The organism is Lysinibacillus sphaericus OT4b.31, assembly GCF_000392615.1.
GTDB classification, from domain to species: Bacteria; Bacillota; Bacilli; order Bacillales_A; family Planococcaceae; genus Lysinibacillus; species Lysinibacillus sphaericus_B.
The window spans coordinates 2,482,134-2,508,344 of the sequence record NZ_KB933398.1 but is presented as its reverse complement, the minus strand read 5'-3'; the positions used below and the strand labels follow the sequence as shown (position 1 = coordinate 2,508,344).

At 36.7% G+C, this 26,211-nt stretch carries 32 protein-coding genes and 1 pseudogene; 1 reads left to right on the top strand and 32 read right to left on the bottom strand.

The features are described from left to right. Nucleotides 1-45: 45 nt before the first annotated feature. On the bottom strand, nt 46-780 hold the full coding sequence (locus H131_RS11525) for a hypothetical protein (protein WP_010859311.1): 735 nt from the start codon (nt 778-780) through the stop codon (nt 46-48). Between the two features lie 125 nt (nt 781-905). Here H131_RS11525 and H131_RS11520 point away from each other — a divergent pair, with 125 nt between their 5' ends. Further along, nucleotides 906-1,409 (top strand): hypothetical protein, encoded by a 504-nt coding sequence (locus H131_RS11520; protein ID WP_010859310.1) that lies wholly within the window; start codon nt 906-908, stop codon nt 1,407-1,409. Between the two features lie 303 nt (nt 1,410-1,712). Here H131_RS11520 and H131_RS25370 read toward each other — a convergent pair. The 31 genes and pseudogenes from H131_RS25370 to H131_RS11370 all read right to left on the bottom strand — a co-directional run. Beyond that, a pseudogene (locus H131_RS25370) lies at nt 1,713-2,159 on the bottom strand (peptidoglycan recognition protein family protein); the annotation flags it as partial. Beyond that, nucleotides 2,159-2,419, bottom strand: coding sequence for a phage holin (locus H131_RS11510; protein ID WP_010859308.1), 261 nt, complete (start codon nt 2,417-2,419; stop codon nt 2,159-2,161). The gene H131_RS11510 and the pseudogene H131_RS25370, both read right to left, overlap by 1 nt. 14 nt (nt 2,420-2,433) lie before the next feature. Beyond that, nucleotides 2,434-2,664: a hemolysin XhlA family protein gene (locus tag H131_RS11505; protein WP_010859307.1), complete on the bottom strand. Its 231-nt coding sequence runs from the start codon at nt 2,662-2,664 to the stop codon at nt 2,434-2,436. A 205-nt stretch (nt 2,665-2,869) separates the two neighbouring features. Beyond that, the gene (locus tag H131_RS11500; RefSeq protein WP_155242416.1) at nt 2,870-3,100 is read right to left on the bottom strand and encodes a hypothetical protein; all 231 of its coding nucleotides are present in this window, start codon (nt 3,098-3,100) and stop codon (nt 2,870-2,872) included. Between the two features lie 84 nt (nt 3,101-3,184). Next, nucleotides 3,185-3,385 (bottom strand): hypothetical protein, encoded by a 201-nt coding sequence (locus tag H131_RS11495; RefSeq protein ID WP_010859305.1) that lies wholly within the window; start codon nt 3,383-3,385, stop codon nt 3,185-3,187. Nucleotides 3,386-3,404: 19 nt separating this feature from the next. Further along, complete coding sequence (locus H131_RS11490; protein WP_196228886.1) at nt 3,405-5,219, bottom strand: phage tail protein; 1,815 nt, start codon at nt 5,217-5,219, stop codon at nt 3,405-3,407. Between the two features lie 120 nt (nt 5,220-5,339). Then, entirely contained in the window at nt 5,340-5,507 is a 168-nt protein-coding gene (locus H131_RS24410) for a hypothetical protein (protein ID WP_155242415.1), read from the bottom strand. After that, complete coding sequence (locus tag H131_RS11485; RefSeq protein ID WP_010859303.1) at nt 5,507-5,905, bottom strand: hypothetical protein; 399 nt, start codon at nt 5,903-5,905, stop codon at nt 5,507-5,509. The genes H131_RS24410 and H131_RS11485 overlap by 1 nt, the downstream gene beginning before the upstream one ends. Nucleotides 5,906-5,920: 15 nt before the next feature. Then, complete coding sequence (locus H131_RS11480) at nt 5,921-7,231, bottom strand: collagen-like protein (RefSeq protein ID WP_010859302.1); 1,311 nt, start codon at nt 7,229-7,231, stop codon at nt 5,921-5,923. 15 nt (nt 7,232-7,246) lie between these two features. Further along, on the bottom strand, nt 7,247-8,155 hold the full coding sequence (locus tag H131_RS11475; RefSeq protein ID WP_010859301.1) for a phage tail domain-containing protein: 909 nt from the start codon (nt 8,153-8,155) through the stop codon (nt 7,247-7,249). A gap of 4 nt (nt 8,156-8,159) precedes the next feature. Beyond that, on the bottom strand, nt 8,160-12,824 hold the full coding sequence (locus H131_RS11470; RefSeq protein ID WP_010859300.1) for a phage SPP1 structural protein: 4,665 nt from the start codon (nt 12,822-12,824) through the stop codon (nt 8,160-8,162). A 13-nt stretch (nt 12,825-12,837) separates the two neighbouring features. After that, nucleotides 12,838-13,125: a hypothetical protein gene (locus H131_RS11465; RefSeq protein ID WP_196228885.1), complete on the bottom strand. Its 288-nt coding sequence runs from the start codon at nt 13,123-13,125 to the stop codon at nt 12,838-12,840. 50 nt (nt 13,126-13,175) lie between these two features. Further along, nucleotides 13,176-13,646, bottom strand: a complete 471-nt coding sequence (locus H131_RS11460; protein WP_010859298.1) for a tail assembly chaperone — start codon at nt 13,644-13,646, stop codon at nt 13,176-13,178. 63 nt (nt 13,647-13,709) lie between these two features. After that, nucleotides 13,710-14,489 carry a phage major tail protein, TP901-1 family gene (locus H131_RS25365; protein ID WP_010859297.1) on the bottom strand — a complete coding sequence of 260 codons (780 nt, stop codon included), beginning with the start codon at nt 14,487-14,489 and terminating at the stop codon, nt 13,710-13,712. A gap of 50 nt (nt 14,490-14,539) precedes the next feature. After that, entirely contained in the window at nt 14,540-14,983 is a 444-nt protein-coding gene (locus tag H131_RS11445; protein WP_010859296.1) for a DUF3168 domain-containing protein, read from the bottom strand. After that, complete coding sequence (locus H131_RS11440) at nt 14,980-15,396, bottom strand: HK97-gp10 family putative phage morphogenesis protein (RefSeq protein ID WP_010859295.1); 417 nt, start codon at nt 15,394-15,396, stop codon at nt 14,980-14,982. Before H131_RS11440 ends, H131_RS11445 begins: the two co-directional genes overlap by 4 nt. Next, the gene (locus tag H131_RS11435) at nt 15,396-15,716 is read right to left on the bottom strand and encodes a phage head closure protein (protein ID WP_010859294.1); all 321 of its coding nucleotides are present in this window, start codon (nt 15,714-15,716) and stop codon (nt 15,396-15,398) included. The genes H131_RS11440 and H131_RS11435 overlap by 1 nt, the downstream gene beginning before the upstream one ends. A gap of 1 nt (nt 15,717) precedes the next feature. Beyond that, the gene (locus tag H131_RS23135) at nt 15,718-16,050 is read right to left on the bottom strand and encodes a head-tail connector protein (protein WP_010859293.1); all 333 of its coding nucleotides are present in this window, start codon (nt 16,048-16,050) and stop codon (nt 15,718-15,720) included. Then, nucleotides 16,031-16,162: a hypothetical protein gene (locus H131_RS25865; protein WP_268891032.1), complete on the bottom strand. Its 132-nt coding sequence runs from the start codon at nt 16,160-16,162 to the stop codon at nt 16,031-16,033. Before H131_RS25865 ends, H131_RS23135 begins: the two co-directional genes overlap by 20 nt. 47 nt (nt 16,163-16,209) lie before the next feature. Then, nucleotides 16,210-17,175, bottom strand: a complete 966-nt coding sequence (locus tag H131_RS11425) for a major capsid protein (RefSeq protein WP_010859292.1) — start codon at nt 17,173-17,175, stop codon at nt 16,210-16,212. Nucleotides 17,176-17,188: 13 nt separating this feature from the next. Further along, on the bottom strand, nt 17,189-17,785 hold the full coding sequence (locus tag H131_RS11420) for a phage scaffolding protein (protein WP_010859291.1): 597 nt from the start codon (nt 17,783-17,785) through the stop codon (nt 17,189-17,191). Between the two features lie 110 nt (nt 17,786-17,895). After that, entirely contained in the window at nt 17,896-18,138 is a 243-nt protein-coding gene (locus tag H131_RS11415; RefSeq protein ID WP_010859290.1) for a hypothetical protein, read from the bottom strand. Between the two features lie 6 nt (nt 18,139-18,144). Further along, the gene (locus H131_RS11410; protein WP_010859289.1) at nt 18,145-19,164 is read right to left on the bottom strand and encodes a phage head morphogenesis protein; all 1,020 of its coding nucleotides are present in this window, start codon (nt 19,162-19,164) and stop codon (nt 18,145-18,147) included. Nucleotides 19,165-19,311: 147 nt separating this feature from the next. Beyond that, entirely contained in the window at nt 19,312-20,700 is a 1,389-nt protein-coding gene (locus H131_RS11405; protein ID WP_010859288.1) for a phage portal protein, read from the bottom strand. A gap of 12 nt (nt 20,701-20,712) precedes the next feature. After that, entirely contained in the window at nt 20,713-22,020 is a 1,308-nt protein-coding gene (locus H131_RS11400) for a PBSX family phage terminase large subunit (protein ID WP_010859287.1), read from the bottom strand. A gap of 213 nt (nt 22,021-22,233) precedes the next feature. Further along, nucleotides 22,234-23,007, bottom strand: coding sequence for a phage terminase small subunit (gene terS / locus H131_RS11395; RefSeq protein WP_010859286.1), 774 nt, complete (start codon nt 23,005-23,007; stop codon nt 22,234-22,236). Nucleotides 23,008-23,110: 103 nt separating this feature from the next. Next, nucleotides 23,111-23,611, bottom strand: coding sequence for a hypothetical protein (locus H131_RS11390; protein ID WP_010859285.1), 501 nt, complete (start codon nt 23,609-23,611; stop codon nt 23,111-23,113). A 317-nt stretch (nt 23,612-23,928) separates the two neighbouring features. Then, nucleotides 23,929-24,309 (bottom strand): hypothetical protein, encoded by a 381-nt coding sequence (locus H131_RS11385; RefSeq protein ID WP_010859284.1) that lies wholly within the window; start codon nt 24,307-24,309, stop codon nt 23,929-23,931. A gap of 122 nt (nt 24,310-24,431) precedes the next feature. Then, nucleotides 24,432-25,109 carry a Rha family transcriptional regulator gene (locus tag H131_RS23130; protein ID WP_010859283.1) on the bottom strand — a complete coding sequence of 226 codons (678 nt, stop codon included), beginning with the start codon at nt 25,107-25,109 and terminating at the stop codon, nt 24,432-24,434. A 137-nt stretch (nt 25,110-25,246) separates the two neighbouring features. Continuing rightward, complete coding sequence (locus H131_RS11375; RefSeq protein ID WP_010859282.1) at nt 25,247-25,792, bottom strand: HNH endonuclease; 546 nt, start codon at nt 25,790-25,792, stop codon at nt 25,247-25,249. 64 nt (nt 25,793-25,856) lie between these two features. Then, the gene (locus tag H131_RS11370; protein WP_010859281.1) at nt 25,857-26,039 is read right to left on the bottom strand and encodes a hypothetical protein; all 183 of its coding nucleotides are present in this window, start codon (nt 26,037-26,039) and stop codon (nt 25,857-25,859) included. Nucleotides 26,040-26,211: the final 172 nt, after the last annotated feature.

Genomic DNA, 26,211 nt, shown 5'->3' with positions numbered 1-26,211 from the left:
TCAAAATTAATTGAGTACCTGGGCATTTTTGTAGAAAAATAAATATTAATATAAACTAAAATTATAATTAACACGGTGAATTAAACGATAATAATAAGTTTCGCCAACAGTTTTTGATAAATCAAATCCTGCAGCTGCGAATCCTGCTGAATAAGCTTTAGTAACTTGGAAATTTAGTGCACCTTTAGCATCAAAATTCATTGTAGTAGCATTAACTATTGATGGGTCTGTATACAAGTTATCCCAAGAATTCTTACCACTGCCATAAGTAGTAACATAAGCTGTACTTTTATTTATCGAAACAAACTCTCTAAATGAACCAGATGAATAAACAACAGCCTTTACACCGTATTCAAGTCCAAAATTCTCACCTTTAATTAAATTATGTCTATTAGAAAATAACTTTGCAGGTGGATCAGCAGCTAATGCCGAAAAATTATTTTGACTAACATCAAATGATTCGATAACAGAAGATAATGGTACAGCATTTAATGTATCAGTAGTTGTTACTAAATCATTATATAAATCCTCATTAGAAACTCTTTTGTGTACTGCTTCAGCAGCCGCAAATATCTCATTTGCTACTTCTTCATAAGTTCTACCTTCATCAAGCGCTTTCTCTTGAATATAATCTGTTAAATCTACTGACTCAATGGAGTAACCATTCTTCTCAGCGATTTCATTTAAATCGCTATCCTCCAACGTACTTGCAGACGCAATACTATTAGCACTAAAATATGTACCGAAGATTAATAAAACTGCAAAAAATATTTTTTTCAAAATATTACCTCCTTTGGTTTTTTGATGGTACAATAACAGCATACCATTAAAATCTCTATTTTGGAATATTTTTTAAAATTATATTAAAATTGGAATATTATTTCATGGTATTCAGGAGGATATAAATGAAAAAATTATTGTTTATTCTATTATTTTTTACATTCCTTACAGGTTGTTCTAATGATCTCAACGAAAGCTTATTTAATGCTACAAGTATTTCCACAAGCAATTTTAGTAAAGATAGTGTTTATTACATCGTTTCTGATTTAGAGTATTTAGGAAAAAATCCTGCAACGATTGATAAAATTGAAATTGTAAAAGCAGATGATGTAATTGATGATTACAAATTAATAGATGAATTTAATTATTCTTTTTATATTGGGGATAAGTATTCACGTAGGGGTGTTCACGAAGAATTAGAAAGTATTGGTGGCGAAGTAAAATTAGCTGAAAATATTATTGTAAATAAAGATAATGCTCTTAAGCTTATATTAAAAATCAATACCAATTCAAATATTATGAAAAGTGATAATCGATATATAAGAATTAAGTACTCAGTTGGTAAAGAAACCCGAGAAGAAATACTTGATACAAAAACTGTTAATCAACTTGAAACAGCAAATTATTAGATTATTAATGGCCAGCTCTGCTAAATTAGCTTTGCTGGCCATCATTTTTTATTTATTACGCCGTTGCTGAATCGTAATATACAAACCTAACAATCTGTCGCTTGTCATTGTACCATTCTGCAAATCCTTCAAATGCGATTCCTGTATAATACCGTCCTTAACGGCGTGTGCAATAAAGTTTTCTGTTTCAGTTTTCATAGCTGGCGAACCTGGATTCCAATAAGTATTTTGCGCCACTTTGTTTTCCTCCTTTTGTTGTGTTGTTGGCTTCGTAGCCTGTTCAATTAGTTTCAAGAAACTTTTCCAACGGTTTTCACTTAAAATTCGATGTGGGCAGTATTTTCCGTTCCAATCTTGATGCTTTTTAACCCGCTCAATTCCCCAACCAAACTCCTTGAGCAACTTAGCAATATACTGTACTGCATTTTCTTCCGCAAAAGCATAACGAGCCCCACCACTTTTGCTGTAGCAAATTTCAATACCAATTGACTTCATATTTCCTGACCCTCTACCATCTCCACAATGCCAAGCGTTACGATTATACGGGATGCCTTGAATAACTTCTTTGTCATCTACAGCAATGTGATAGGATACCTCGTTGTTATTGCTTAACATGTATTTAATTTCATTGGCTGCTGAAGCATCATTGGCCGTGTTGTGTACAGTGATGTATTGTGGTGTTATGCCGTATGGTGCTTTGATTCCATACTTGCTGGACGGTAATAAATTTTGCTTGAATGTGTATGCCATTACAGCTCACCATCCTTTGGTTTGTGGTATTTTAAAGCCTGATCACTATCAGACGTCCCTTTTGTTGTTGGGTCGATAACAATACCAAGTAGTCCTAAAATGCTCAGAACCGTTTCGGAAATAGCTGTAACTTGATCGTTGTAGATAGTAATATCAACATGAAAAATGCCCGCTATTTGATTAGCGAGCACGATAAGTAATGCGATTAATGACACCCAAAATTGTTTATGTTGTAGTCGTACTTTCCAGTTAATTTTCATATTATGAATTCCTCCTAAAACATTTTGTATGCTGCAAAAATCAATCCGATTGCTCCACCAATTACACCCGTGATTATCCCTCCGATTATTAAACGGACAATCCACGTTGTATTTGATTTAATTGCTGTTAAATCATCTTTCATATCCTTGATATTATTTTCTGCGATAGATATTCGCACTTCATGAGCATTTACCTTTTCTTTCAACATATTGTGCTCATTGATATTTACATATGTTCCTTCCATACCATCACCCTTTGCCCTATTTAGTTAAAATAAAAAGCCATGAGAAGCTTCGGGAATCAGTAACATGTACCGTTGCCCATTTCGAATGCTCTCACAGCGCAAAATAAAAGCACCCTCATATGATCTGCCCCGTAAAAGTTAGACACCAATCTAACTAAATATGTCTAACTTTTTTGGGTCAGATCAATATGAGAGTGCTTAAAGTTTAAATTAATTCATCTTCCACAAAGTCAATACCATGAGAGGTAAGCTTAATAATTACAAATCCCGTAGCCGCCTTCTTTTCAATTAACCTTTTTTCAACTAAGTAGTCAATAGTTCTTAAATCTTCTCTCCATTGATAATCGTCTTCTCTGTTGATTTGAGCAGAACTTTTATTTCCGCGGATTGTAAAATCATATAATTCAATTAACATTTTTTCTGCTTTTTCTCTCATAATAATCATTTCCCCTTTCACCTACTCAATTCGACAAAAGGGAATGATTTCCTTCTAATTTAGACAATAATTATAACGCTAAGCCTAAGCTTGCGTTTCTGTTTCAGGTTGTGTGGCCGTAACAGGTAATACACTCACAATGATGTGTTTATTAATGATGGCCCCACCGATATTTACAAAGTTAATTTTTTGATCATTTAATGTTGTTGTAAATGCCGCAGCATCAAACTCCGCATTCGCTAAATTTATTGCCTGTCCATTGTTTAGTTGTACTTGATAATCCATTTTTATCATTCTCCATTTCTTATGTTAATTTTACTGAGCCTACATCTACTCCGTTCATACGGAACCAAATAAGTCTTGATGCAGGACTATACGCAATCCCAATGCCCATTGTATGGGCCGTAGCAAATTCATAATGCGAAAAACCATTAAGCGTATTAGCCTTACCTACTGTGATGTTACTATAGTTCGACGACGACAATCCCCCGAAATCAATATTCCCACCGCCGAAAATACTACCAAATTTAATTGAACTAGCATTCAGTTGTACTTGACTAGAATCCCAAATAGTAAGTCCCGAACCAACAATGGATGATATAGAAGCCATTGATTCTGTAAATTGAATAGCGCCGCCTGAACCCTGAATATTCAAGCGATTACCGATGCTCACCTGTTGTTGGATATTGATATTACCAGCGTGAATAGTACCTAAATTGCCACTAATATCAGAAAGGGCATATATTTCACCTACAAACTTAATTTTACTAGCTTTAATGAGTACTTCAGAGGCTGTCTGGTTAATCAATGAAGATATTGTGTTTCCGTTATAATCGGTTGTGCTTACTTTCTGAGAAATTTGGTGAGCGTGCTGCGTAATACTGGATTCAGCACTTGCTACCCTTGTATCCACCCCATGTAATTGTACGCCTTGTGCGCTTACTGTAGATTGGATTTGATCAGCTCGGATATTAATGGCTGCCATTTCATTTGTAATACGATTATTTACAGTAAGGCTAATATTATCGGCCTTCACATCAATAGTAGCTATAGACTTATTTAATTGCTCTACTTCTAACGTGATACGACTATCCGTTTGAGTGATGGCTGATCTGAATTCCTTTTTATTGTCCTCGATGACTTCGCTTAACTCTTCTTTTGTTTCCTCGATAAGTTCCTCGGTATCGATTTCATTATCTGTTAATGTACGAGGTAAAGAGTTACCCAGCTTAACAGCAATTGTCTTTAATTCATCCGTTAACTCATCAACAATACAGGTACGTTGTAAAATACGTGTCTGTAATTCAAGGCCTTCTATTGGCTCATAAATCAACCATACTTTTTCACCTAACTGTTTATCTAATAACTCAATCGTATCAAGTTCAAAACTAACCTCTGGATAATCGATTAGCGAGTTTTTAGCCTTTTTGGTTAAGTTATTAGCATCAGTGAAACGTTCATCACTGATTGGATCAGCTTCACGTATCCCCCAAATAGTATGATTAGGAGAAGTATAAGTGACGGTAAGACCTTCCTTGCCTGTAGCTGTAATCTTAGTCCTTAAATGTGTTGTATCAACCTTACGACTAAGCGCTTTGATGTTATGTCCATATCTGTACTGAGCGCCATTATCTGGACCAAGCGATTTACTGAAATGAACGCGATTATTTGGTAAAATCTCAAATTCACAATCGAATGCATCACAAATTTGATTAACACACTGAATGATATTTTTAATACCAAACTTTCCGATTGTCTCAGTGCCTGTAAAATCAAATGTTGCGGTCCATCCTGTTCCAGTAAACAAATAAGTTAGAAACTCCTGAATAGAATGAGTGCCCCCTAATGTAGAGCTTTTGAATACCGTCGATAGATCAAAAAATGTAGATATGGCCAATGTTGTTTTACGCCCTGGCTTATCGTCGTAAATCTGTTTTACTCGAAAATTGTAGCCAGCAGCAGTAACCACCGACTCCTCTTGTAAAAGGTTAAACCCGACCTCGTTGTTAGTTTTGTTAACGGTAAACTCAAGCGATAAATTGCCAAGTGTATCCTGCTCAAAAATCGGTGCTGAAGTTGTAAAGAAGGGCTCTGTCTGTGTGCCTTTAAAATTTGTCACAATTAACATCTCATAATTTCACATCCTTTCAATCCACAGAAAAAGCACCCTCATTCGAGAGTGCTTTGATAAAATATTTGATTAATTTAATTCAATGAGTTACTGAACATTTTGAAACGATTAACTTGTCGCAGGAGTCTCGTAGCCTACTGCTAAGTGTTCTTTATTTACTTTTTTTAAATTTTCATACACACCTTGTTTCAATTGAGAAGGAATAGCATAGAATTTCATTTTTCCACCAACAACCTTGTTTGTTAAGAATATTAGAATGTATTTTACATCTTCCATTACATCACCTCAGTATCTTCATCGAACATTTTTAACACGAGTTCTGAGATGATGCCGTCGTGCAAAGCTATGGATTTCTTTAACTCCGCATTAGTTTTTGAAAGATCAGTATTCATTTTAGATAAAGCTTGGTTTTGCTTTTTTAATAACTCAATAGTTTGTTCTCTTTCATTAGGTGGCGAAGGTTCAACTTTAGTAATTTCATCAATTTCCTCTTGAGTAGCGCCCTCAATCCATTTCACACCATTCCATTTTGGTTTAAATAATCCATTAGGTATCGTTATTGATACCATATGTTGTTTGTCAATATCTGAAATTTCATCATTTAAGCCAACTTCTGCAACATAAGTTTCGATAACATATCCATCATTATTCACCTCATAAACAACTTTTTTCATCTGTATCCACCTCCCTTAAGTAGTCAACCTATACGAAATATCTATTACAATATTAGTATCAGTTGAAGGTCTATCTCCGATTGTTACGTCGCCGTTAGTGGCTATTGAAAAAGTGCCAATCTGGTTTTTGTTTGTAAAAATACATAAGTTGTAATAATTACTAGCAGGTCTGTATCCCACTGGCATGCTCCACGCTATTTTATTCCCTGTTGCCTTAGGATTTTTAATAACGCCGTAAATGTGTGTGGTATCAAATTCGTCTTTGTAAGTACTCAATACACCAACCACATTTTCAAAGTCATTTATTAGAGGTAAACTAATCCAATCTTCTTGTCGTTTATTCGCTTTTACATTTAATTCCGATTGCAATCCGTTGATATTATGAATATCATGAGCCTTCAAGTTATTTTCGGCCAAGTGTTCAGTAACTTCTGATTTATTATCAGTAACCTCTTGTTGTAAAGTTGTTACGGTCTGCGCTAATTCAGTGACGTCTGCATCATTGCCGGGAGGACCTTGCTCTCCTTGTGGACCAGGATTACCCTGTGGACCTTGAATTTTCCCAACGTTCTCCCAACCAGCACCATTCCACACATATAGGAATCCGTCTATTAAATAAGCATCACCTAATCCGCCTGTTTGGGGTAATTCAGCCTCACTTGCCAAACTTCCTATAATTGTTACGCCTGTACCATCTGTTCCCCTCTCGCCTTTGTCGCCCTTATCACCCTTAGCTCCTTTTTCAGCAAATAAAGACCAATTAACATTTGATTGTGTAGGTAGAGTTGGTGGTGTCTTTCCGACGTTGTCTTGTAATGCAATAAAGGATGATCCGTTGTAAAGAACCATATTATTCTTAAAATACTGCGTTGTTTCAGACCAAGCAGTACGATGTCCCATGTTGTTGATAAACGACTGCATGGTACTAATGACCGCCTGCGCTTGTGCAGTAGCATCCAAAGCTCCTTGTTTAGCTATATTGGCTTCTGTAGTTGCAGTATTAGCATCTGTGATAGCCCCATTTACCTCGATAAGTGTTTGTGAGACTGTATTAAGAGCCGTTTGTAGCGCTGTGTTATTAGCTTCAATCGCTTCTTGAGTTGCGGTATTGTTGGCATCAATGGCTTGTTGTACAGCTATGTTTGCATTATCTACAGCTTCGTTTAGCCGCAGAATTAGTTCATCTACCTCTGCACCGCCTGCTAGCACTTTAATTTGCTGTTGCAAGTAAGAGTATCCCGATATAATCCTTTGCCAGTTTTCATTGATTTTATTTCGTTCTTGATTACTAATCGGATTCTCAGTGTTATGCAATTCCAATGACATTCTTTCACACCCTTTCTATTTATAAAGGAATCTAAAATCAAACTCGATAGATTGAATAGTTCCGCCAGTAACACTGAATGTGTTTATTCCTGGTGCCAGTGTTAATAACTTTTTGTTTGTATTCAAAATGGCATTCGCACCATTTTTGTAGGTGTGAATGCCATTCAGAATTAATGTATCTGCGCTAGATAAAGCACCGTTGAATCTAAATACTTCGCCTGTTGTTACATTTCTAATTTCTAAGTAACTAGATGTTGTAGCCTTTATGGTTATTTTGAGCTCACTTTCACGCGGATCAATCTTTACATTGCCTAGATTCTTTAATGAGAAGTTGTTAGCCATGAACTTGTACTGTAAATCATCATCCCAAGTTAAGCCTTGATTCCATTCCCATTTATTTATGTCCCACAGTTTCAATTCTTTTAGGGTTGCTGAGCTTTCGCCATAAGGGAGCATGTCAGTCTCTAATTCAACGCTGAATTGCCCTGTGAGTCCTTTTTGTTCGATATCACTCATATCACTGTTAATAACGAAATATCTTTTCCCATGTAAAAAAGCAACCTCACTAGGCGTAAAATCAAGTTCTTTACCCCACTCACGGCCGGGCAACTCAAAATCATACATAGTCGATTGCTTTGTTGGTATAGCCTCGTATAAATAATACGGCTCTAAATCTGTAAACAAGTCGAAAGCTCTATCTCGAAGGACGGTAAAATCTGAATGGTCTTTGGCCACAAACATAAGATGCAACTGAATGCGTCTTGAACCGTGTTTGATTAGTTCATTCACAGTACCTGCTCTTCTTTCGACATCTGCTACATCTCTTTTAATCTCAATAGGTGACACAGTAATATCCTTAGTAATAAATCGCTCCTCAGATAATACTGTTTCTGACCCATTTGTTTTGACTAATTTTACATCCATTCAATCACCTTCCTTTCATAGAGCGTTTCAAGTCTGCTTTTTTAGCTGAATACTCATCTACATAATTCGTTATGGCACGACCATCTAGATCAAGTGACAAGTCCTTATCTGCGATTACTTGTAGTAGCTGAATGACAGTATCGAACAAAGATGAATCCAGCACAGATTCACTTGAAATGTTCGTATTATGCGCACTACTTAATGCACTTCTTACTGACAATCCGTCTGTTAAGACGCTCAAGTCTGCTCTAGCCATTTTTGTTAAATCAGATGCTGCTAATTTTAATTCTGCTTTTGTAGCAGCTAGGTTGGAACTTATATCAGGTATTGCACTAGCAGCCATTGCGTTTGTAGCTTTTGCGACTACTTTTGCGCTACTATCGATACCTTTAGCAAGACCTGGTGGAATCCATTTACCTACAGCCATCATGACACGAGATGGTGATTTAACACCCAATGCTTTTCGTGTGGTTTTTTCTATTTCGGCTGCCATAGCTTTTACTTCTGACAACATTGCAGGTATTTCAGATTTCATACCGTTACGAAGACCTTGTATAACATTTTCGCCAATCTGTTTCATAGAGGCTGTCATTGCGTTGAATTCGCCTGTCGTACCTGTTTTAATCGCTTTGATTTGTTTAAGCCATTCATTTTTATAAGACTCTAGTTGTGTCTTCGTGTCATTTTTAAGAGCTTCAACCTGTTTGTTTGTATCCTCTCTCAAACCAACTAATTCAGCTTCAGCTTGACTACGTGCAAGAGCTGTTTTCGTCTTCCAAAGATCATTAAATTGACCAAGTTCAGAGGCAGTCATATTATTCAATGCTTCGATTTCAGCATAAGCGTTTGGTCCCATAGCTTGTAATTCAGCGAGTAACCCTTTTTCGATACCTTTACCTGCAAGTGCATGAATATCACTCGCCCAACTACTCATGACAGAAACTTGATCTTGTAAGTTCTTAATCATTTGCTGGCTAGTGACTTGTGCTTTTTCACCAATTTCATCAAACAGATTCTTAAAGGAATAAATACTACTAGCTCGGTTATTAACAGCCTCTTCATAAGCTTTTTCTAGCTCTTTGATTCCGTCAATTTCCTTCTGTTGAGTCTCTTTCATTTTAGAGATGTATTCATCATTAAGTGACGTTAACTTTTCATGAATAGCCTGTTTAGTTTCAGCAATCTTGTCCTCATAGAAAATACGCTCTTCACTGCCAACCTTATATTGTTTCATGTATTTGTTATAAGCTGCAAGCTCTTGAGTGAGAGACATTTGATTATATTTCTTTTTGCGATCAATATAATCTTTCTCTTTATCGAATTTTTCTTTAGTCAAATCAGACATTGCTTTGTTGTAGTTGATTTGCGCTTCAATACGTTCGTCTGTACCTTCTTTGAACGCTGTAGCAGCATATTGCCAGTACTCAGCTTGTTGTTTAGTCGTCCACTTTTCTAAACCAATCTGTTTATCTGCGAAGTCTTTCAGTGCATCAAACGTTTCTTTTTGCGATTTAGATTTAATCTTCTCGATTGCTTTCGCTTCATCTTTTGCTATTTTCTCACGATTAGCTTTCTCATCTGCTTGTATCTTTGTGATTTGTCGTTGTTGTGCTGCAGTAAGCTTCTTACCTTTATCAGCAGCTTTAGCTTTAATTTCTTTAATCTGAGCATCTGATTTTTTTGTAAGCTCTGCACGTTTCGCATCGTAATCTTTTTGGATTGCTAATACTTCACTATTAGACTCTTTTAGCGAATTACTTACTACTTTTTGCGTCTGCTGCATCATTTCTTTTGTGACAGAAACATTCTTACTAAAATCAGGAATAGCTTTTTTAGTCATTGCATTAACAGCATTTTTCACAACATTGGTCGTACTTTCAATCCCTTTAGCAACACCAATCGGGATCCATTTTGCAATAGCAATCATGACCCTTGATGGTGAATGAATACCCAAAGCTGATTTTACCCAAGACGGAATTTTATCTGTTAATGAGCTTAGAGCAGAGGCAACAGCACCGAATGAGTCTGTAATACCCTTGATTAAACCATTTATGATGTCTTTACCAATCTGTAAAAGATTGATATTTTGCAAGAATGATTTAGCAGCATTCCAACCTGTTTCAATCGCTGTTTTAACACCATTCATAGCTGTTTCTACAGTTGTTTTAATGCCATTCCACATGTTAGAAACAATAGTTTTAATACCATTTAAAACAGATGATATAACTGATTTAATCGCATTCCAAATAGAAGTAACGACGCTTTTAATGCCATTTAACACGCTAGATATCACACTTTTGATACCATTCCAAACCGTTGAAACAGTACTTCTAATTTTGTTAAGGACCGAAGTTATAACACTTTTGATACCATTCCAAATAGTTGTGACAACTGACTTGATAGCATTTAAGACAGTCGTAATAACAGATTTGATACCATTCCAGACACTAGAAATTGTGGACTTTATAGTATTTGAAACGCTTTGAATCGTTGATTTTATTCCATTAAAAATATTCGTCACAAGAGTTTTTATCGCATTTAGTGTGTTAGTGAAGATACCTTTAATGGCTGTCCAAACACTTTGTAGTATTGATTTAGCCGAACTACCAAATGATTTTAATGGACCAAGTAACTTTCCAACAAAGTAAAGGTTAACTACACCCCAGACAAGTTGTAACGCACCACTTAAGATTTGTTTAATGCCATCCCATACACCTTGCCAGTCACCTTGGAATAAAGATGAGAACGTTTTGATTATCCCTAGAATTACATCTATAGCACCTTGAATAACATTCTTAATTGCATTCCATGTGGATACAATTAAGGCTTTTACAACTGGCCACACAAACTGCATGATTGCCCCGATTGCTGACATCACTGTTGTAACGACTGTTCCAATGACATTCCAGATAGTTGATGCAGTTGACTTAATGTTCTCTTGATTTTCATTCCAGAAAGTTGTTATCTGTGTCCAGACTGACATAATCAAGTCTTTAACTGCTGTTACAGCGACAGAAATACCTGTTTTGATAGCTTCCCAAACAATTTGAACTTGATTACGGAAAGTTTCATTTGTTTTATAAAGACCTACGAATATAGCAATTAAGCTCACAATAGCTGCTATTATTAATCCCACAGGACTTATAATAAAGCCTAGAGCCGCGCCGAGCTTTGGTAAAATAGTTGTAGCAATGCGCCCAACTGTAACACTAAAATTAGTAAACAGAGGCTTAATAAATTTAAAGGCCTTACCAATTCCACCTATAATCGAAGGACCCAATCCTTTGAATAGCTTGCTAAAAGCGATAATGTTCGGCAACACAGCAAGCATGATACCACCAAATGAGATAAAGGCAGCAATTAGAATACCAATGATTCTATGGTTCTCCATCATGTTATTCGTAAACTCTAAAAATTTATTTGCAATGTTAACAATAGCTGCTCCTAAAGGAGCCATACCAATACCTAAGTTAACAAGAAACGTAACTAAATTACCTATTAGCTTCATAACGCTCGGAGCCGACTGACTTACATAGCTTAAAAATTGTTGAAATCCTTGGTTTTGGCTTAGAGAAGCTGACCACTCCTTGAATCGGGCCATCATATCTACTAGCCCGTCCATCATGCCTGATGAAGAACTTGCAAACGCACTAAAGAAATAAACGACCCCTGCTATTGCATCACGGAAAATAGCCCTAACTTTCGGCATGTTCGTACTCACATAATCCATGAATGCTTGGAATTTCGCACTACCACTTAACCCATTCGCCCATTCCGCAAAACGCGCGGTCATTTCTTCGAAACCTTTTGCTGTACTTGCACTTAATGGTGCAAATGCGACAAGCATTGAGCCTAAACCTTTAAATACGTTTCCAAATGATCGTCCAAATGTCTCTAGCATTGGGGCCCCGGTAGTGTTTAGATATTCTAAAAACTTCTGTACAGGCGGCGTACCTATTGCTGTATTAAGTTGCTTCATTAGATTGGCTACTGCTTGTGCACTAGATAGGAATAAAGGACGTAATTTATTGAGTATGGTATTTGTTGCTTGCATAGCACTTGTAAATGCTTCCAAGACTGGCTTTTCAGTCTCTTTTACAAGAGATTGATATGTTTTCTTTACACTTTCAAAAGAGTTCCAAGCTTTCTTTTGTAATGCTGTGAATGGGGGGCCTGTTTCAGTAAATAGATCTTTGATAGTAGGAATTGCAACAGCACCAAATGCCACTGCTGCTGCACCTGCTGCCGCAAATGCTCCAACTAATGCAAATGTAGAACCTGCAACTGTACCAATCATAGGTCCTAAATTTGCAATAGCTACACCGATATTAGAAATTAGAGGAACTACTGCTGGAAGTAACGCAATCAGAGCACCTTGTATCGTGTGTTGTGCTAACTCACCAAAAGCTCTAATGTTTGTAGCAATACGATTAATACTATTCTGAAACTCTTTTATTCTCGCTTCAATCTTAATAACGACCCGTTCACGAACAAGCGCGGCAATTCGTGCACGAATCATAGCCATGCGACGGTTGAATTCACTGACATCAGCCCCAATATCAACACGTACATCATTTGCAGTTGTACGTATAGTGTTCTGTACCTGGCGCATACGTGCCATAAACTCAGTTATACGAGCACCAATACGTGCCGAAAAATTCCCGTTCATCTATTTCACCTCTTTACTGTCTCAAATTAGAAGCCCAAGCTTTCATATCTGCCTGCGCCTTTTTGTAAAGTGTTGTATCCATCTTTTTAGATTCCTTCCAGTCCTTATCACCTTCTAGAATCCGTTTACGTGCCTTATCCGCGTCAAATAAATCCGTCAATTTCAGACGTTTCTCATTATCAGCTTTACGGATGTACATTGCTTGAATTGCTAAATTTTCATAATCACTAACCATGCCCAACTGTGCGCCTTGTAAGAGTGCTTTATACTCGTTTGGTGTCCATGACATAATTAAACTCACATCATGCACCTTGAGGTACTCAGCGGCGTTGGAAATGACTTCTAGCCATTCTAATCCGTCGACTCGATTTCCTCGTCCAATAGCTCGGCTTTCGCTTCTAGCATCATCTGAGCGCCCTTCGCGTTCTCTGCCTTCTCTTCGTCTGTTTTGCCCATTTCTATGAACATGTTCAAGTTCTTCCAGAATGTCTTCGCATCTTTTTTGAAAAAACCCGAATCGTTAATTTCACGGAATGCTTCTTTAAACAGCTTTTCAGTGTCCCCATCTTCTTCAATTCGCGCCTCTAATCCTGCCTCGATTTCCGCCATAGATGGACGTTTTTTCAGATGTGCTAAACCACAGTCCCAAAATGCTTTTAGTGCATCTAAATCGTACTGCAAAAGACTTGTATAAATGCCATTAAAACCACCCACTTCATTGCCTTCTTTGTCTGTTGAGTTGTAGTTTTTATCTGCCAAATTTTTAAACGCAAAACCAAATTTCGCATCTTGTTGAACCTTACCAATTGATAATGTAGCCATGTTATATAGCCCTCCTAGTAATTTAATTAAAAAGAAAAGAGCGCTATATTAGCGCCCTCTAGATTAAACTGTAACTGTTACGGCAACTGTTGCTGTTTTAGCCCCACTTAGTGAAGTTACAGTGATTGTAGCTGTCCCTGCCGCTAAGCCTGTCACAAGTCCCGTTGGCGATACTTTAGCCACTGCAACATCACTTGAAGCAAAGGTCACATTTTGATTTGAAGCATTGTCAGGAGCGACAATGACGCTTAACTGTTTTGTTGCACTAACAGCGATTGATGTAGTAGCTGGTGTTGCTGTAACACCCGTTACAGGCACAGAATCATCTTGGCCTTTACCGAATTCACCTGTTTTTTCTCCTGGTGCTTCGAAGCCGTATGTTGCAAACTCAATCACTGAGTCAGGTAATTTAGGCAATTGACCTTCTTTAGATTCACCAATGACTTGTAATGTTCCCGAAATTTCTTGGAAGTTATCTCCTGGATTCGATTTCTCTACAGATTCGACTAACGTGTAAGCAAAGATTGCATCATGCACATCCTCGCCTGCCTCATTTTTCACTGTGTTTAAATCAACTTCCCAAACTTTTAACTGCACTTTTTTTCGAATTGCATCCAAAATTGATTTTTGACCTGGATCTGTTTTGTCACCAAACATGGTTACTTCAAATGATTCACTTGATAAACCATAGGCTACTATACGACCAAATTTCGTCTGTTCATCAACTAGTTCATTCTCCATAGAGTGACTGTTTTCTGTTAAATGGCCAATTAAATAACCATCTTCACCTAATGCATTTGTAGCAAGCTGTACAAGCAAAACTGTGTCTTTACCATTCTGCATTTGTGTATTCCCTCCAGTATAAAAACCGCCTCCCTATATGGGGAAACGGTTTAAATGTTTTGTATTTTATATTGCACAACTAAAATGCCATGCTTTACACCAGGGCTATTATCGTCTATAACGCGTGATTCACGTCTTGTGACACTTAATACCGTAGCATTTTGAATCATGTAATTTCGAGCCATTAGAGCCTGCTGACAAGCTGATAACATTTCATATGTTTTACGTTTACCACTGTAATCATCATTATCTTTCCACCATGCATGTATCGTAAAAGTTAGTGTTTCAATATTACTTGTCTTAGTGTCAAAAGGTGATGAATAAGGCTCTGAGATTGTCACGTATGGATAAGGTGTATTTTCATCTACTGCATCATATACACCAAGATCTTCATCATCCTTACGTGTGATGTTGGTTAGTATTTCACAAGCAGTTAACTTTTGATAAATGACTTTCTGTAGTTCAAAGAAAGGCAGGGCATAATAATCTGTCATAAGCCTAATCGCCTCATTTCTGATTTAAAATAATCCTGACCAGCATCTACAGCAGGCCCCCAAAATGGTTGAGCTCTCATACCATCAGTTGTTACATAGCGACCTAGCTTTGCGCTGTAGTACGTCCAAGGTGTCCTTCTACCATTTCCATTCTCTGCGTAAATGCCAGTCCCATGTTCAACGTAAATTGCGTAATGAACCCCAACTGAAACAACTGCATTGTACTTACCAAGCATTTGCATTTCGATAGAGTCTCTTAAACTCCCATCATCAACAGGGGCAAGAGCCTTTGCTTGCGTCTGGATAAGTCGAGCTGTTTCATAAACGATGTCTGATATTTTATCTAGTAAACCCTCTTCAAACCTTTGTGCTGCCCTCATCAGTTGGCGACCTGAGTAAGTAATCCTAGCCATTATCCAGTTACCAACTTTAATGCCATACGCATGATTTCGTGTTGACCGCCTTGATCTTCAGACCTGCCTGCAAAGGCGTATATTTCACCTTCGTAGCGCAATCGCATACTTGATGTTAAGTCGGTTCGATATGGGTAGTACATGTAGCGTTGTAATGGATTACCTAACTGCTGTGCGTAATACTGCTCTTTACTTGTTGGCGTGTCTACAAACGCTTCAATAGTATCAACAGGAAACCAATCTGTTTTATGATCTCCTGCACCAACAGAAATGCGTTTTTTCTTGACTACTTCAACTTCATGCGGGAATTCTTCGTACATACTACCACCTCAATTTCCGATAAGGCTTTAGTGGTTTATAAACTGTAGATGGTATCTCATCTGAAAAAGAATAAGCGACTGAACCCATCGACCGACTTACAAGCCCTATTTTTAATTCAAAGTACTGACATGCCTTTGCGATAAATAGCTTCATTGCACTTTGTTTTTGCCTGTCTGACCCCTCTGACATGTCAAACGCGTTATTGGTCCATGAACATCCAACGTCGTATAAAACAGGTGCTAGTGCTGTGTAATGGTCTACAAGTTTTGCCGTAGGTTTATCACCGTTTAGTACAATGATTCCATTGATTTCATCACTTGTCGGGTTCCACATCGTCTTTCACCCTCTTAGGTGCTCGTTTTGTTTGAGCCTTTGCCTTTTCTTCTTCTAACTGTTTTGCTTTTGCAAGCTCGCGTCTACGTCTTTGATAAGCTGTAGCACTCATACCATCACCCCTTTTAAATAAAAATAAGAGGGGATTCCCCTCTCTGATTAACCCAATGTAATTAAAGCAACCATACGAATATCTTTATCTTCGTAAACTTTACCCCAGTTAGCTGCTAACTCTAATTCAGCGTTTGTAGGGGCTGTCTTAGCAACGGTAGCATTCGTAAACTTAATACCACGAGGGTGTAATACAAAATGCTTACGGTTGATAAGAATATCTTCACCAGCTAATTTGTCGCGATCTGTTTCTGTTGGTACTTCTGGCGAACCTTCTGCATACCCAATAGCACCAGCACCAAATAAATAAGTAGTGTATTTTGTTACACCATCACTTGTTTCTGTCGGTACGCCATCATCAATGATGATTCGCTTACCTAAGTAAGCTTTATAGAGAACATTACCATTTGCATCACGTACATCTTCTAATAACCCTTGTTTTACAAGGTTGAAGTAAGGAACACTATGCATTACTAAACCTGTTAAAACTTCGTGTGCATCCCCTAATTTGGACATCGTATCAACAATAGATGGACCTGAAATCTTCGCTGCATCACCTGTACCACCTGAAATATCATTAACATGAGTATCAGTAATAGTAGTGAATGAACCTTTTAACGTCGAAATTAACGCTGCTTGCATACGACGATTCCAGTAGCCAGCTACTAAATCACCAATAGCTTTCATTGGATCGTCACCCGATAATGTACGTGACAGGTCAGTTGCGGACCATGCTTTACCACGAAACAATTGTGTTGCCATATCTTGATTTGAAGTAATCTTGTCTGGCGTTAATGCCCATCCTGACGTATCTTCTAGTGATTCATCATCACCACCTAAATCATTCCAAAACGGCATATTGAAGTAGCGATTCCCTTTACCTAAACTGTTCTTCAATTCTGCTACTGGTGCCACAATGCCTGATTGGTATAGCGCTGATAATTCGTTTGTATGTTGTACCGTGTACGGGTTAAAAACCTCTGGTACGATAACATCTGCAATACGTGTTGTCATAAATTAATTCCTCCTACTGCCCTGCTGAGGCTTGTAATTGTTTTGCTTTCTCCGGCTCTTCTCGAAGTAAACGACCTTGCTCTGTAAGATTCCAATTGTCTTTACTGAATGGGTTTTTATCCGGTTTACCCCCACCTTCTGGATTTGGATGTGTTTTGCCTTTCAGACCATCAGCAACAAATAAGTAATCGTCCGAAGCTTTCAGTGCTGTAATCTGTTCATCAAGCCCAACTAATTGGCCATTTACTAACTTGATAGCTTCAACGTTTAACAAAGCTTTCACAGCAATCGGATTCTTAGCTTTTGCAGTGCGTAGCGCTTCCGTTAATGCAAAGTCGTAATCCTTTTGAGAAAGTTGGCTTTCAAAATCGGCTTTAGTTTGTTGGTTTTCTTGTTGTAAACGATCGATTTCGTCTTGCATCCCTTTAGCATCAACTTTCTTTAGTTTTTCAAGTTGTGTATCACGATCAGCAATTTGTTGTTTGTAATCATTTACCTCGGTGATTTTGTCATCCAAACGACTCTTAGGAACCATAGTGCCAAAACCATCTAAAACCTGTTGTGCTTGTTCCTCCGTTAAACCTAATGCAATTAAATCTTCTTTTTTCATGTGTTAATCCTCCTATTTCGCATTATCGTAGTACGCACGATAGGTTTTGGCTTTGAATCTTTAACGTCTGCAAAGCAAAAAGACGGCTTTTAAGCATAATAAAAAGCCACTTATTCAGTGACTACAGTTTTCAAGTGAACAGAACGTACCTCGCCCAAATTAACAAAAAGGCACTCATCCGTATCTTTATTTGTCAGTGCAATAAAGCTTGACTCGCCTTCGTGTCCACCTATTTCTGCTCCAATACCCACTAATTTTTGTGCATGAGCTTCATTGGCTGGGATACTAAAGCTATCCCGAACACCATTTTTATATATGATAGAAATTTCTACTGTGCCTTTGTTATTCGCCATAAGCTATCAACCCTCTCCGCTAAATTTCTTTTTCCACTCGTAATAACTTACATAAAGCATCGTAACATTAGGAGGCTTTACCTCTTTGTATGCTTTGTTAAATGCTTGTTTGTACGTCAACCCTAGGTCCTCCATATAGGCATCAATTAGAGCAGCCAATTTCTTTTGGTACGTATCGTCCATGTAGTCTCTTCCTCTGCGGTACTCTGGTAACTTGCCATTAACCATGTAAATCGTATGACAGCGACACTGAATATCCATCGATGCAACACCCCAAAGCCTCGGAGCTTTCGATTTCCACTTCCCATAGTGATAATAACCGTCTTTATCAGCTTTCTGGCCGTCTAGCTTTCTATGAGACTTGCGAACCCTGGTATCAAGTGAGGACATCCACACTTTTGTTAACCTCGCTGTTTTGCTTGCCTGTTCTTCGATGGCTAGGTCAACCTGCGATCTAACTCGACCACCTTCTGTTCGTGCCACTAAGATTGCCTTATTTTTTGTCCATCCCATAGCGTTCTCAATCCTAATAGCCATGTCCGTATAGCTTTCACCAGCTTGTAAACTCTGTGCTATCTCGATATTCAAACGCCTGATAATATCGTTCCTGTGGGCCTCAAATACTTTTGGTAACGTCAGAAACTCAACTGGATTATCGAGTGCAGCTTGAATGGTTTCAACTGACGGAATCTTAAAGCCCATTTCCTCACCAGTGGACTGTTCAAGCAGATAGGCCATCATTAAGTATCTCTCGATGTAAAGTCGTTCTTCTGATTCACGTATCAGCTTAATAACTGCTTTGTAATCAGTATTTAGCTGTTGTGCAATCAATTTCATTTCCTGATTGAATCGATTGTACTTGTTAACATCTGTCCATGTAGCTTGACCATTCTTACCAAACTTTTTGTGCATTTCTAACGTTTGAGCGAGTATTGATTTAAGGCGTTTAGCGAAGACAACTTCAATATCCTTTTCAGTGTTCATCATCATTCCATCAAGGATCTTATTGATTTCTTGTTGGTTCACTTTGCCTCGCCTCCTATCTATAAAACCACCGTTTTAAAGACAAAATAATAACGCTCACGATATAACGTTTTGCGTCTTTGAATCTGTCTATTTACTTGTCTATTTATTAAATTCGTTTAACGTATGGGAAGTAGACTATTCTTTGTCTTACTTATCATCTAATGGCTCTAAATCCCTGCCGTACAATTTAGCGTCTTGATCCAATCGGATTTGTTCCTGCGCCACGTTTCTCACCCATGGATGATTCTCAAGAATCGTTGTCGTAGAAATGATACCGTTGCTGTCTCTAGCCATCTGTACAATCTCAGCCTCATTTGTTAGTAGCATCTTATTGAAGTTAAATGTAACATCACGATAATCAAAATCACCTTTTTTGGCCTGGTCACAATACTCGCTGATAAACCACATAAAATCACGTAAAGCGAGTGTGAATTTTCGTTCGAGAATAGATGCTTTCATGTCCAATAGCGAATATAAATTTTCTAATGCTACACCACTAGGCGCATCTCCAATAACGTCAGGGCTAGGATTAACCCCTTGTCCAAACGCATAAATATTTTCTTTCAGCAATGCTTGTTGGTTCTTGTAGGCATCTACTGGTACTTCAGCACGAACAATTTTCATATCACCATTCTCATCAAGATTTACAGCTTTATAACGCTTCATGTTTTCAGTGAACTCTTTCAGGCTCTCTCCTTCATATCCTATCAACGCATAAATAACTGACTGCATATCCAGCAAAGTATTCTGCGCATCACTTAATAATTCGTCGTAGGTATCAATGATGGACTTGTAATAATGTAGGTCACCTAATTCTTCTTGATTGTTCGCAAATTTGATAAACGGTACTTTGCCCCACTTCCTCCACTCGTTACCCTCTGCATTGGTGAAATGCGGTGCAGGATTTACTTCCTCGCTTGCATCAATGTAAACCTCTCCTTCAATCATTTCAAAATAGGTCACATCTTCATCTGTCCATACTTCCATTTTCATTGTAGTTGAATCAATGGCATAAAAATAAACACCTGCAGCGAGCGCATGTGTCTTTTTATCATAAATTGGTATGAAGTTTTCAGCCGGAATGATCATGTAAGAAAAATCACCTGTTTCATTTACAAACGGATGAAGCCATTCCTTTCCTTTATTGCTCGCATTTTTTATTAGTTCTGGAATTGTATCTTCCCATTTTTCACCGATAATTTCTTCAAGAAATTCTAATTGTATCTGATTGTCCGATTTACTTCCAAATGACATCGGTTCACCTACAAGATATGCAGTCTTTTGGTCAACAAGGATTTTATGGAATCCAGACACTATCTTTTCATTTCTTGCATCATCATCAGCTATTTTAACGCCATTCTCGTACTTGTAAATCTTACGTATAGTAATAGCACTCTCGCCGTTATAATAGCGAATACCTTCAATCATTTTTGATGTATCAAAAGCATTATATATTTCTTTAATAACAGCTGTTGGTGCTGGTTTATTTGCTTCAATAAATGCAATTAATTCATCTGTATGTGTTGTTTGAAACATATTTTACCTCCCTTACATCAATACGCTCATGCCACCTTTTACATTGGTAACTTCGTATCCATCTAATCCGTACCAAGCTGCTGAAAATGTATGAGGATCAATATTAAAATCATCATAGATGATAGCACCACTACGGTCTTTTTTATATGTTAGATGCTGCCATTCTCGTATTGTGTTTTTACATTCTTTTGAACAAATGATTTTCTTAAATCGTTTCATCTTTTTTGTGTAAGCCAATCGTGAACCTTGGAACTTTTTTGCACCTTTGATGTAAAAACCTTGCTTCTTAAAATAAGCAATTGTTTTAGGCTCTGCTGAATCAGCATAAATTCTTTCACGCGTTTCCTTGAACTCTTTCAATGCTTCTGCCGTTTCGTCATCAGTCATTTTATTACGGTAGTATTCCCAATAAATATAGAGCCACTTATTATCGTGGTCAACAACCATACGTAGTACCGCATTGTAAGAATCCTCGAAACCAAAGTCCATGCCCACACGTTTTACTGGATCAGCGATGTTCTTTATAGCTTCGAGAACTTGTTCATGCTCTAAGGTCTCAAATTGAGGCAATACTTTTAATCCATTTACACCAAAATGCCCTAATCTTGCAATTCGATGCAAGTCAGGATCGTATACTTTCATTCCATCTAGTTCATCAATGTATTCTTGTGGTAAGAAAAGATTATCGTCTGCAGTAGAATGATGATAATATGTGTCACCAACAACCATTGTCTTTTGCTCATACAGGTCTTTATCATCTAATACATGATACTCTTCTAATTCATCGTTGAAGAAATGTTTAAAAGTCCAATTATCCTTACCGATTGGATTAGTAGAAAGAATCATATGCAATGACAATGTACGATGTCGTAAACGAAGCATAAGCTCTTTAAAGCCCTCGTATTTAACTTCTGAACATTCTTCCACCCAAATAATTGATATATCATGAATCGACTTCAACTTCGCTGGTTTATCCATACCTTTGAAAATGATCTTTGAACCATTGCTAAAAAGGATTTCATAAGGGCTTTCTTTCACTCTTGCCTTTCCTTTAGCGACTTTCTTACGTCCAGTATCATCTAGCATATCTAGACTTTCCAGTATGTCTCTAAAGAGAGAAACTGTACTGTCTTTATGTGTTTCGTAGACCTCACGCATCACAAGAATCTTCCGTTTTTCCGTTATAGCCTTTAATATGAGTTTTAGCGCTACATGATACGACTTACTCGAACCATAACCACCAACCAGAAATTGAAACTTTTGATTCCAGTCAAAAAGAAAATCTTCAAAGTGTGGATTTACTTCTTTTTCTATCTTCATTATTCCAACACATCCATACATTTTACTGTATTAAACATTCACTTCTTGTTTACATAATAATAGTTTTAGGAAGTTAATATTTTCCCAAACGTTGTTACTTCAAAGTTCTCAAACTGTCTCTTTTTATCCATTATGCAAGATTTTATACATCGTTGATTTAACAGCATTTTCAAGTGTCTCTTTTTCTTATTTCCCAACATTTCATGCATAAAATTATCTCGATGTTTTTCTAACGATTTTTATTTCAATTGGCTCTGAAGTTTCATCTTCACCTTTAATGTTTTCAATCTCCGCCTTGGTCTTATCAATGTTCAACTGCAACTGCTCAAGTTTCAGCCTGCGTTCATCATCCTGGTCTGCCATCTCAACAAACTGGCGAATAGAAGAACGCAACTCCCCAATTGCTCTCGATTGAGCAGTGAGTAGTTGCGCTTGTCGTTCCCATGGGAATTGGAAGTTGTATTCTTCTTCAGTTGTAGCTTGTTCCACCCCTCCGCCATCTTCTTTAGAACGTGGATAGTATTCGTATTTTGCTTTCTTAAGCTCCTTAATCATTTCACCTTTATCAGTAACATGCATTATACGTTGAGCACGAATGATAGCAGCATACTGTATCTGTATTTGATCCCAGATTAAATCGGCTGGAGAACACTCGTTCATCGCTTCCATGATTTCGAGTGTTTCTACGGGTAAGAACTTAGCGAAAAAACCATGAGTAGTTGCGTTCTGATTTTGCTTAGGTGCACCATGGCCCTTAGCGTTGTTATTGCCAGTTGGAGCTCCTCGACTTCGTTTAGTAACGTTACCATTGGATTTAGTAACGTTACCTATCAAATGGTCATCCCATTTATCTTGGTTCTTCCACTTACGAATTTGTGAATCTGATAACTCTAATTGCTCGGCAATATCCTTCAAGAGCATTTGCCCTTTGCTTTCAAGCCACATTTGAAACGCTTCATCACGCTTCGGATTTCTCGGTCTAGCCATATCTCATAACCACCACCTCCACCGTCATTTGTTTGTTTCGTAATTACCCCATTATGCTAGTTGCTTTGTAAAATAAAAAAAGGCACAAAAATGTGCCTTAAAGTTAATTACCAAAAAGTCTTTTGATTACTTCTTCTTTATCTTGAAAAAGAGCATTATTTTTATTTATGAACTTTATTCTTAGATCACTATAACTTTTTGCTACACCTTTTTCTGCTAATAGACGCTCTTGTAACCCATTAATGCTGCGTTCTAATTTATCTGGTTTTACAATCTCTTGAGGAGCACTGTATTTAACTGGACTAATGTATGGTCTTATTACATCTATTTCCTCCGAATCAATTTTCAACTTAATCTCTTGACCGACTTTTTCCACTTCGATTATTGAATTAATGTGTATAGCTTGATATTTATTATTAGATATATCAGCTATTTCCAACTCATTCGATGCAAAAAAGTCTTTTAAAGCATTAAATAAATTAGAAACTTCAGTTTTTATGGTTGGAAGAATAGTTGAGTGATAGATATTATCGTTTTGTTCCTTTAATCTATTAAATTCCTCTTGTAATTCAGCCATTTTTTTAAAGTTTTGGATACTATACATATTTTCACCTCCTATCTACCCAATCATAAACCAGGAGATGAAATATTTGTAATAACTTTTTGCTCTCAAAACCACACCAAACTCGGCCCTCTCATCACTAAGTGCTTTAGCTGTTTGATGCAGTTTTCAAAGTAAAAGTCGCTGGTTCGTATTGAACTATCGTTTTTTCTAGTTCTGGTTCACCATGTACCAGACATAATAAAAACCCCCTAATTAAAAACTAGGAGGAAACTCGAAGGTCTTGATTTTTTGATGTATGTATTGCAATTTCACAGCCTTTAGGGTATGTATTTGATTGACGATAATTTCCTTTATATTTAATCAATATTTAAGTTACCTTGATAGATTTTAACTTCCCTTACATGATTAAGACCGTAATCTAATTTTATGACAGTATTTTTATCATCTTTTTTTCCAAGATACCCCTTTATATAACTATCAACAATCGCTTTAAATTGTACGATATCACCGTCTTTTACATTTTGATCTTTAAATAGAGAAGAGTTACTTACCCATATATGATCACACATAAAATCACCATCGATATCGTATAAGTCATGCAGCAACACTCTTTCAACTTTCGAAACTTTTAAATTTCTTTTTTTAGTTTCCATTTGGATATTTCTTATCCCATAATTTTTAAACTTAGCGTAAAAAGACATATCTTTATTTAGGTGTTTCTTTAGTTTATCTCTCAATCTTTATCCCTCCCAATAAATATTATAGGGTATTTCAGGAATAATTTGTATATTAGAAAAGTGAGAGACACACATTAGTGTATCCCTCAATGTTATGTATAAAATATTGTTACCATTATGTATTAGATTGCTTTTTTAGCCTGTGATACTTTTTGACCGTATGACCGATTATTAATTTCATCTATATCACGTAAAATACGCTCACGCAATGCAATAACATCTTCTCGTATACGATAGTAATTTGAATTATTAATACTTCCATTTTCTTTACATTTTAAATCTACAGCAACTAAGATATGCTCCAGTTGTCGGATGCGCTGCTTAACATTTAATCGTTTGCGTGACCACTTTACAAAGTTATCATATGCAACAGTTAAATCTTCTGCTTCATCTTTAAAATATTTCTTAACTCGTTGAGTTGTTTTAAATTTAACATCATAGTATTCTAGATCGAATACTGGAGAAGTAGCTTTTACAGTATCTAACTCTTTCAATTGTGCTTCCATATTGTTGAATGCATTAATATAATCAAGTTTAAACTGCATAGCCTTTTTACCATTAAATCCGAATGCTAATAATGTGAATCCATCTTTATTTAGATTGTATGCAGGTTGCTCACGATTGTATTTATCAAGTATTTTAGTCTCAGTAAACATCTCTCCAAAATTGGATACATCTTTTTTCAGATTCTCTATATCACGTAGGACATGACCATGTTGCTTCCCAAAATCCTCAGCCACTTGTTTACTCGTTGCAAATACTTGTCCATTTTCATTTAATAATTCAATAATTTTTGTCATAATAATAATTTCCCCTTTTCCTCTTTGTAATTTTTAATTTGTAAATTTATGTATGTACCTCTGTGAGACGAATCGAGCTTTACTTTTATGTATAACTGTATTGCTAGATTCGTCTGAAATCAGTTTGCTATTATGTATTAATTTTCTTTTTTATATGCTAAATATCGATTCTGTATAGTGATAACTGAACATTTATACTTTTTACTTAATCTCTTATAAATAGAATGTAGTTCTCCGTGCTTTTCTTCCAACTGCTCAAATTCTGCATTTAATTTAGCAATTTCTTCTTGAGTAAATCTCTTCCTATTTTTTAACGCTCTACGTTTCTTTAAATTTTCGCTTTGTGTTAAAAGTTGAAGATTCTCAAATCTACAATCATATGACAAGTTATTACGATGATCAACTACTAAATTAAGCTTACGCCAAATGTCATGGTCGACTTCTAAAGCAGCACGCATTACAATCCGATGTAAAGAAATAACTTCATCCTCTCCATCTACATTTGCTAAACGATGGTAAATGTACCCCTTGTCGTTAACTGTGTTTTTCTTGTATTCATCTAACTTAGTATCCAATACACGTCCGTTTTTAATATCAATTAAATAACGTCCATTAAAACCTTTTAATTCCTTTAACTCATCTAAATCTAATCCTGCTACTAACTCCTCATAAATATTATCCAATATAATTTCCACCTTTTCCTTTTTGCTGCGTATCTCACTACAACTATTTATCTCTGTCTTGCATTTACTTGCTATTGATATAACTAATTACTTTATCCTGCATATCTTGACTAAGTTGCACTTCTTCCTTGCTAAAAACTTGGCTGATCCAGCTACTACTGCACTCACAAATTTTCGCAAGTTCTTTTGCCTTGATTTTTTTAAGGCGCATCGTTTTATATAGTTCACATTTTTCTTCAAACGTCATTTCTACCTTTTCACCACTTTTCTCTTAATTTATTACATTGCTATTTATATTTTCACGGGTTATATTTATTATGGATAATTTTATTCATTTTCGTTTAAAAATTAAGTTTAAAAAATATCCCTCTATCACCTTTATAAAAAAGGTCGGACTGTTACCACCTAGTCGTAGTCAA

Bases quoted from the DNA above. Each gene is read 5' to 3' on its own strand.
- H131_RS11520 (WP_010859310.1), top strand. From the start codon at position 906: ATGAAAAAATTATTGTTTATTCTATTATTTTTTACATTCCTTACAGGT.
- H131_RS11510 (WP_010859308.1), bottom strand. From the start codon at position 2,419: ATGAAAATTAACTGGAAAGTACGACTACAACATAAACAATTTTGGGTG.
- H131_RS11505 (WP_010859307.1), bottom strand. From the start codon at position 2,664: ATGGAAGGAACATATGTAAATATCAATGAGCACAATATGTTGAAAGAA.
- H131_RS11500 (WP_155242416.1), bottom strand. From the start codon at position 3,100: ATGAGAGAAAAAGCAGAAAAAATGTTAATTGAATTATATGATTTTACA.
- H131_RS11495 (WP_010859305.1), bottom strand. From the start codon at position 3,385: ATGGATTATCAAGTACAACTAAACAATGGACAGGCAATAAATTTAGCG.
- H131_RS24410 (WP_155242415.1), bottom strand. From the start codon at position 5,507: ATGGAAGATGTAAAATACATTCTAATATTCTTAACAAACAAGGTTGTT.
- H131_RS11485 (WP_010859303.1), bottom strand. From the start codon at position 5,905: ATGAAAAAAGTTGTTTATGAGGTGAATAATGATGGATATGTTATCGAA.
- H131_RS11480 (WP_010859302.1), bottom strand. From the start codon at position 7,231: ATGTCATTGGAATTGCATAACACTGAGAATCCGATTAGTAATCAAGAA.
- H131_RS11475 (WP_010859301.1), bottom strand. From the start codon at position 8,155: ATGGATGTAAAATTAGTCAAAACAAATGGGTCAGAAACAGTATTATCT.
- H131_RS11470 (WP_010859300.1), bottom strand. From the start codon at position 12,824: ATGAACGGGAATTTTTCGGCACGTATTGGTGCTCGTATAACTGAGTTT.
- H131_RS11460 (WP_010859298.1), bottom strand. From the start codon at position 13,646: ATGGCTACATTATCAATTGGTAAGGTTCAACAAGATGCGAAATTTGGT.
- H131_RS25365 (WP_010859297.1), bottom strand. From the start codon at position 14,489: ATGCAGAATGGTAAAGACACAGTTTTGCTTGTACAGCTTGCTACAAAT.
- H131_RS11445 (WP_010859296.1), bottom strand. From the start codon at position 14,983: ATGACAGATTATTATGCCCTGCCTTTCTTTGAACTACAGAAAGTCATT.
- H131_RS11440 (WP_010859295.1), bottom strand. From the start codon at position 15,396: ATGGCTAGGATTACTTACTCAGGTCGCCAACTGATGAGGGCAGCACAA.
- H131_RS11435 (WP_010859294.1), bottom strand. From the start codon at position 15,716: ATGTACGAAGAATTCCCGCATGAAGTTGAAGTAGTCAAGAAAAAACGC.
- H131_RS23135 (WP_010859293.1), bottom strand. From the start codon at position 16,050: ATGTGGAACCCGACAAGTGATGAAATCAATGGAATCATTGTACTAAAC.
- H131_RS25865 (WP_268891032.1), bottom strand. From the start codon at position 16,162: ATGAGTGCTACAGCTTATCAAAGACGTAGACGCGAGCTTGCAAAAGCA.
- H131_RS11425 (WP_010859292.1), bottom strand. From the start codon at position 17,175: ATGACAACACGTATTGCAGATGTTATCGTACCAGAGGTTTTTAACCCG.
- H131_RS11420 (WP_010859291.1), bottom strand. From the start codon at position 17,785: ATGAAAAAAGAAGATTTAATTGCATTAGGTTTAACGGAGGAACAAGCA.
- H131_RS11415 (WP_010859290.1), bottom strand. From the start codon at position 18,138: ATGGCGAATAACAAAGGCACAGTAGAAATTTCTATCATATATAAAAAT.
- H131_RS11405 (WP_010859288.1), bottom strand. From the start codon at position 20,700: ATGTTTCAAACAACACATACAGATGAATTAATTGCATTTATTGAAGCA.
- H131_RS11400 (WP_010859287.1), bottom strand. From the start codon at position 22,020: ATGAAGATAGAAAAAGAAGTAAATCCACACTTTGAAGATTTTCTTTTT.
- terS (WP_010859286.1), bottom strand. From the start codon at position 23,007: ATGGCTAGACCGAGAAATCCGAAGCGTGATGAAGCGTTTCAAATGTGG.
- H131_RS11390 (WP_010859285.1), bottom strand. From the start codon at position 23,611: ATGTATAGTATCCAAAACTTTAAAAAAATGGCTGAATTACAAGAGGAA.
- H131_RS23130 (WP_010859283.1), bottom strand. From the start codon at position 25,109: ATGACAAAAATTATTGAATTATTAAATGAAAATGGACAAGTATTTGCA.
- H131_RS11370 (WP_010859281.1), bottom strand. From the start codon at position 26,039: ATGACGTTTGAAGAAAAATGTGAACTATATAAAACGATGCGCCTTAAA.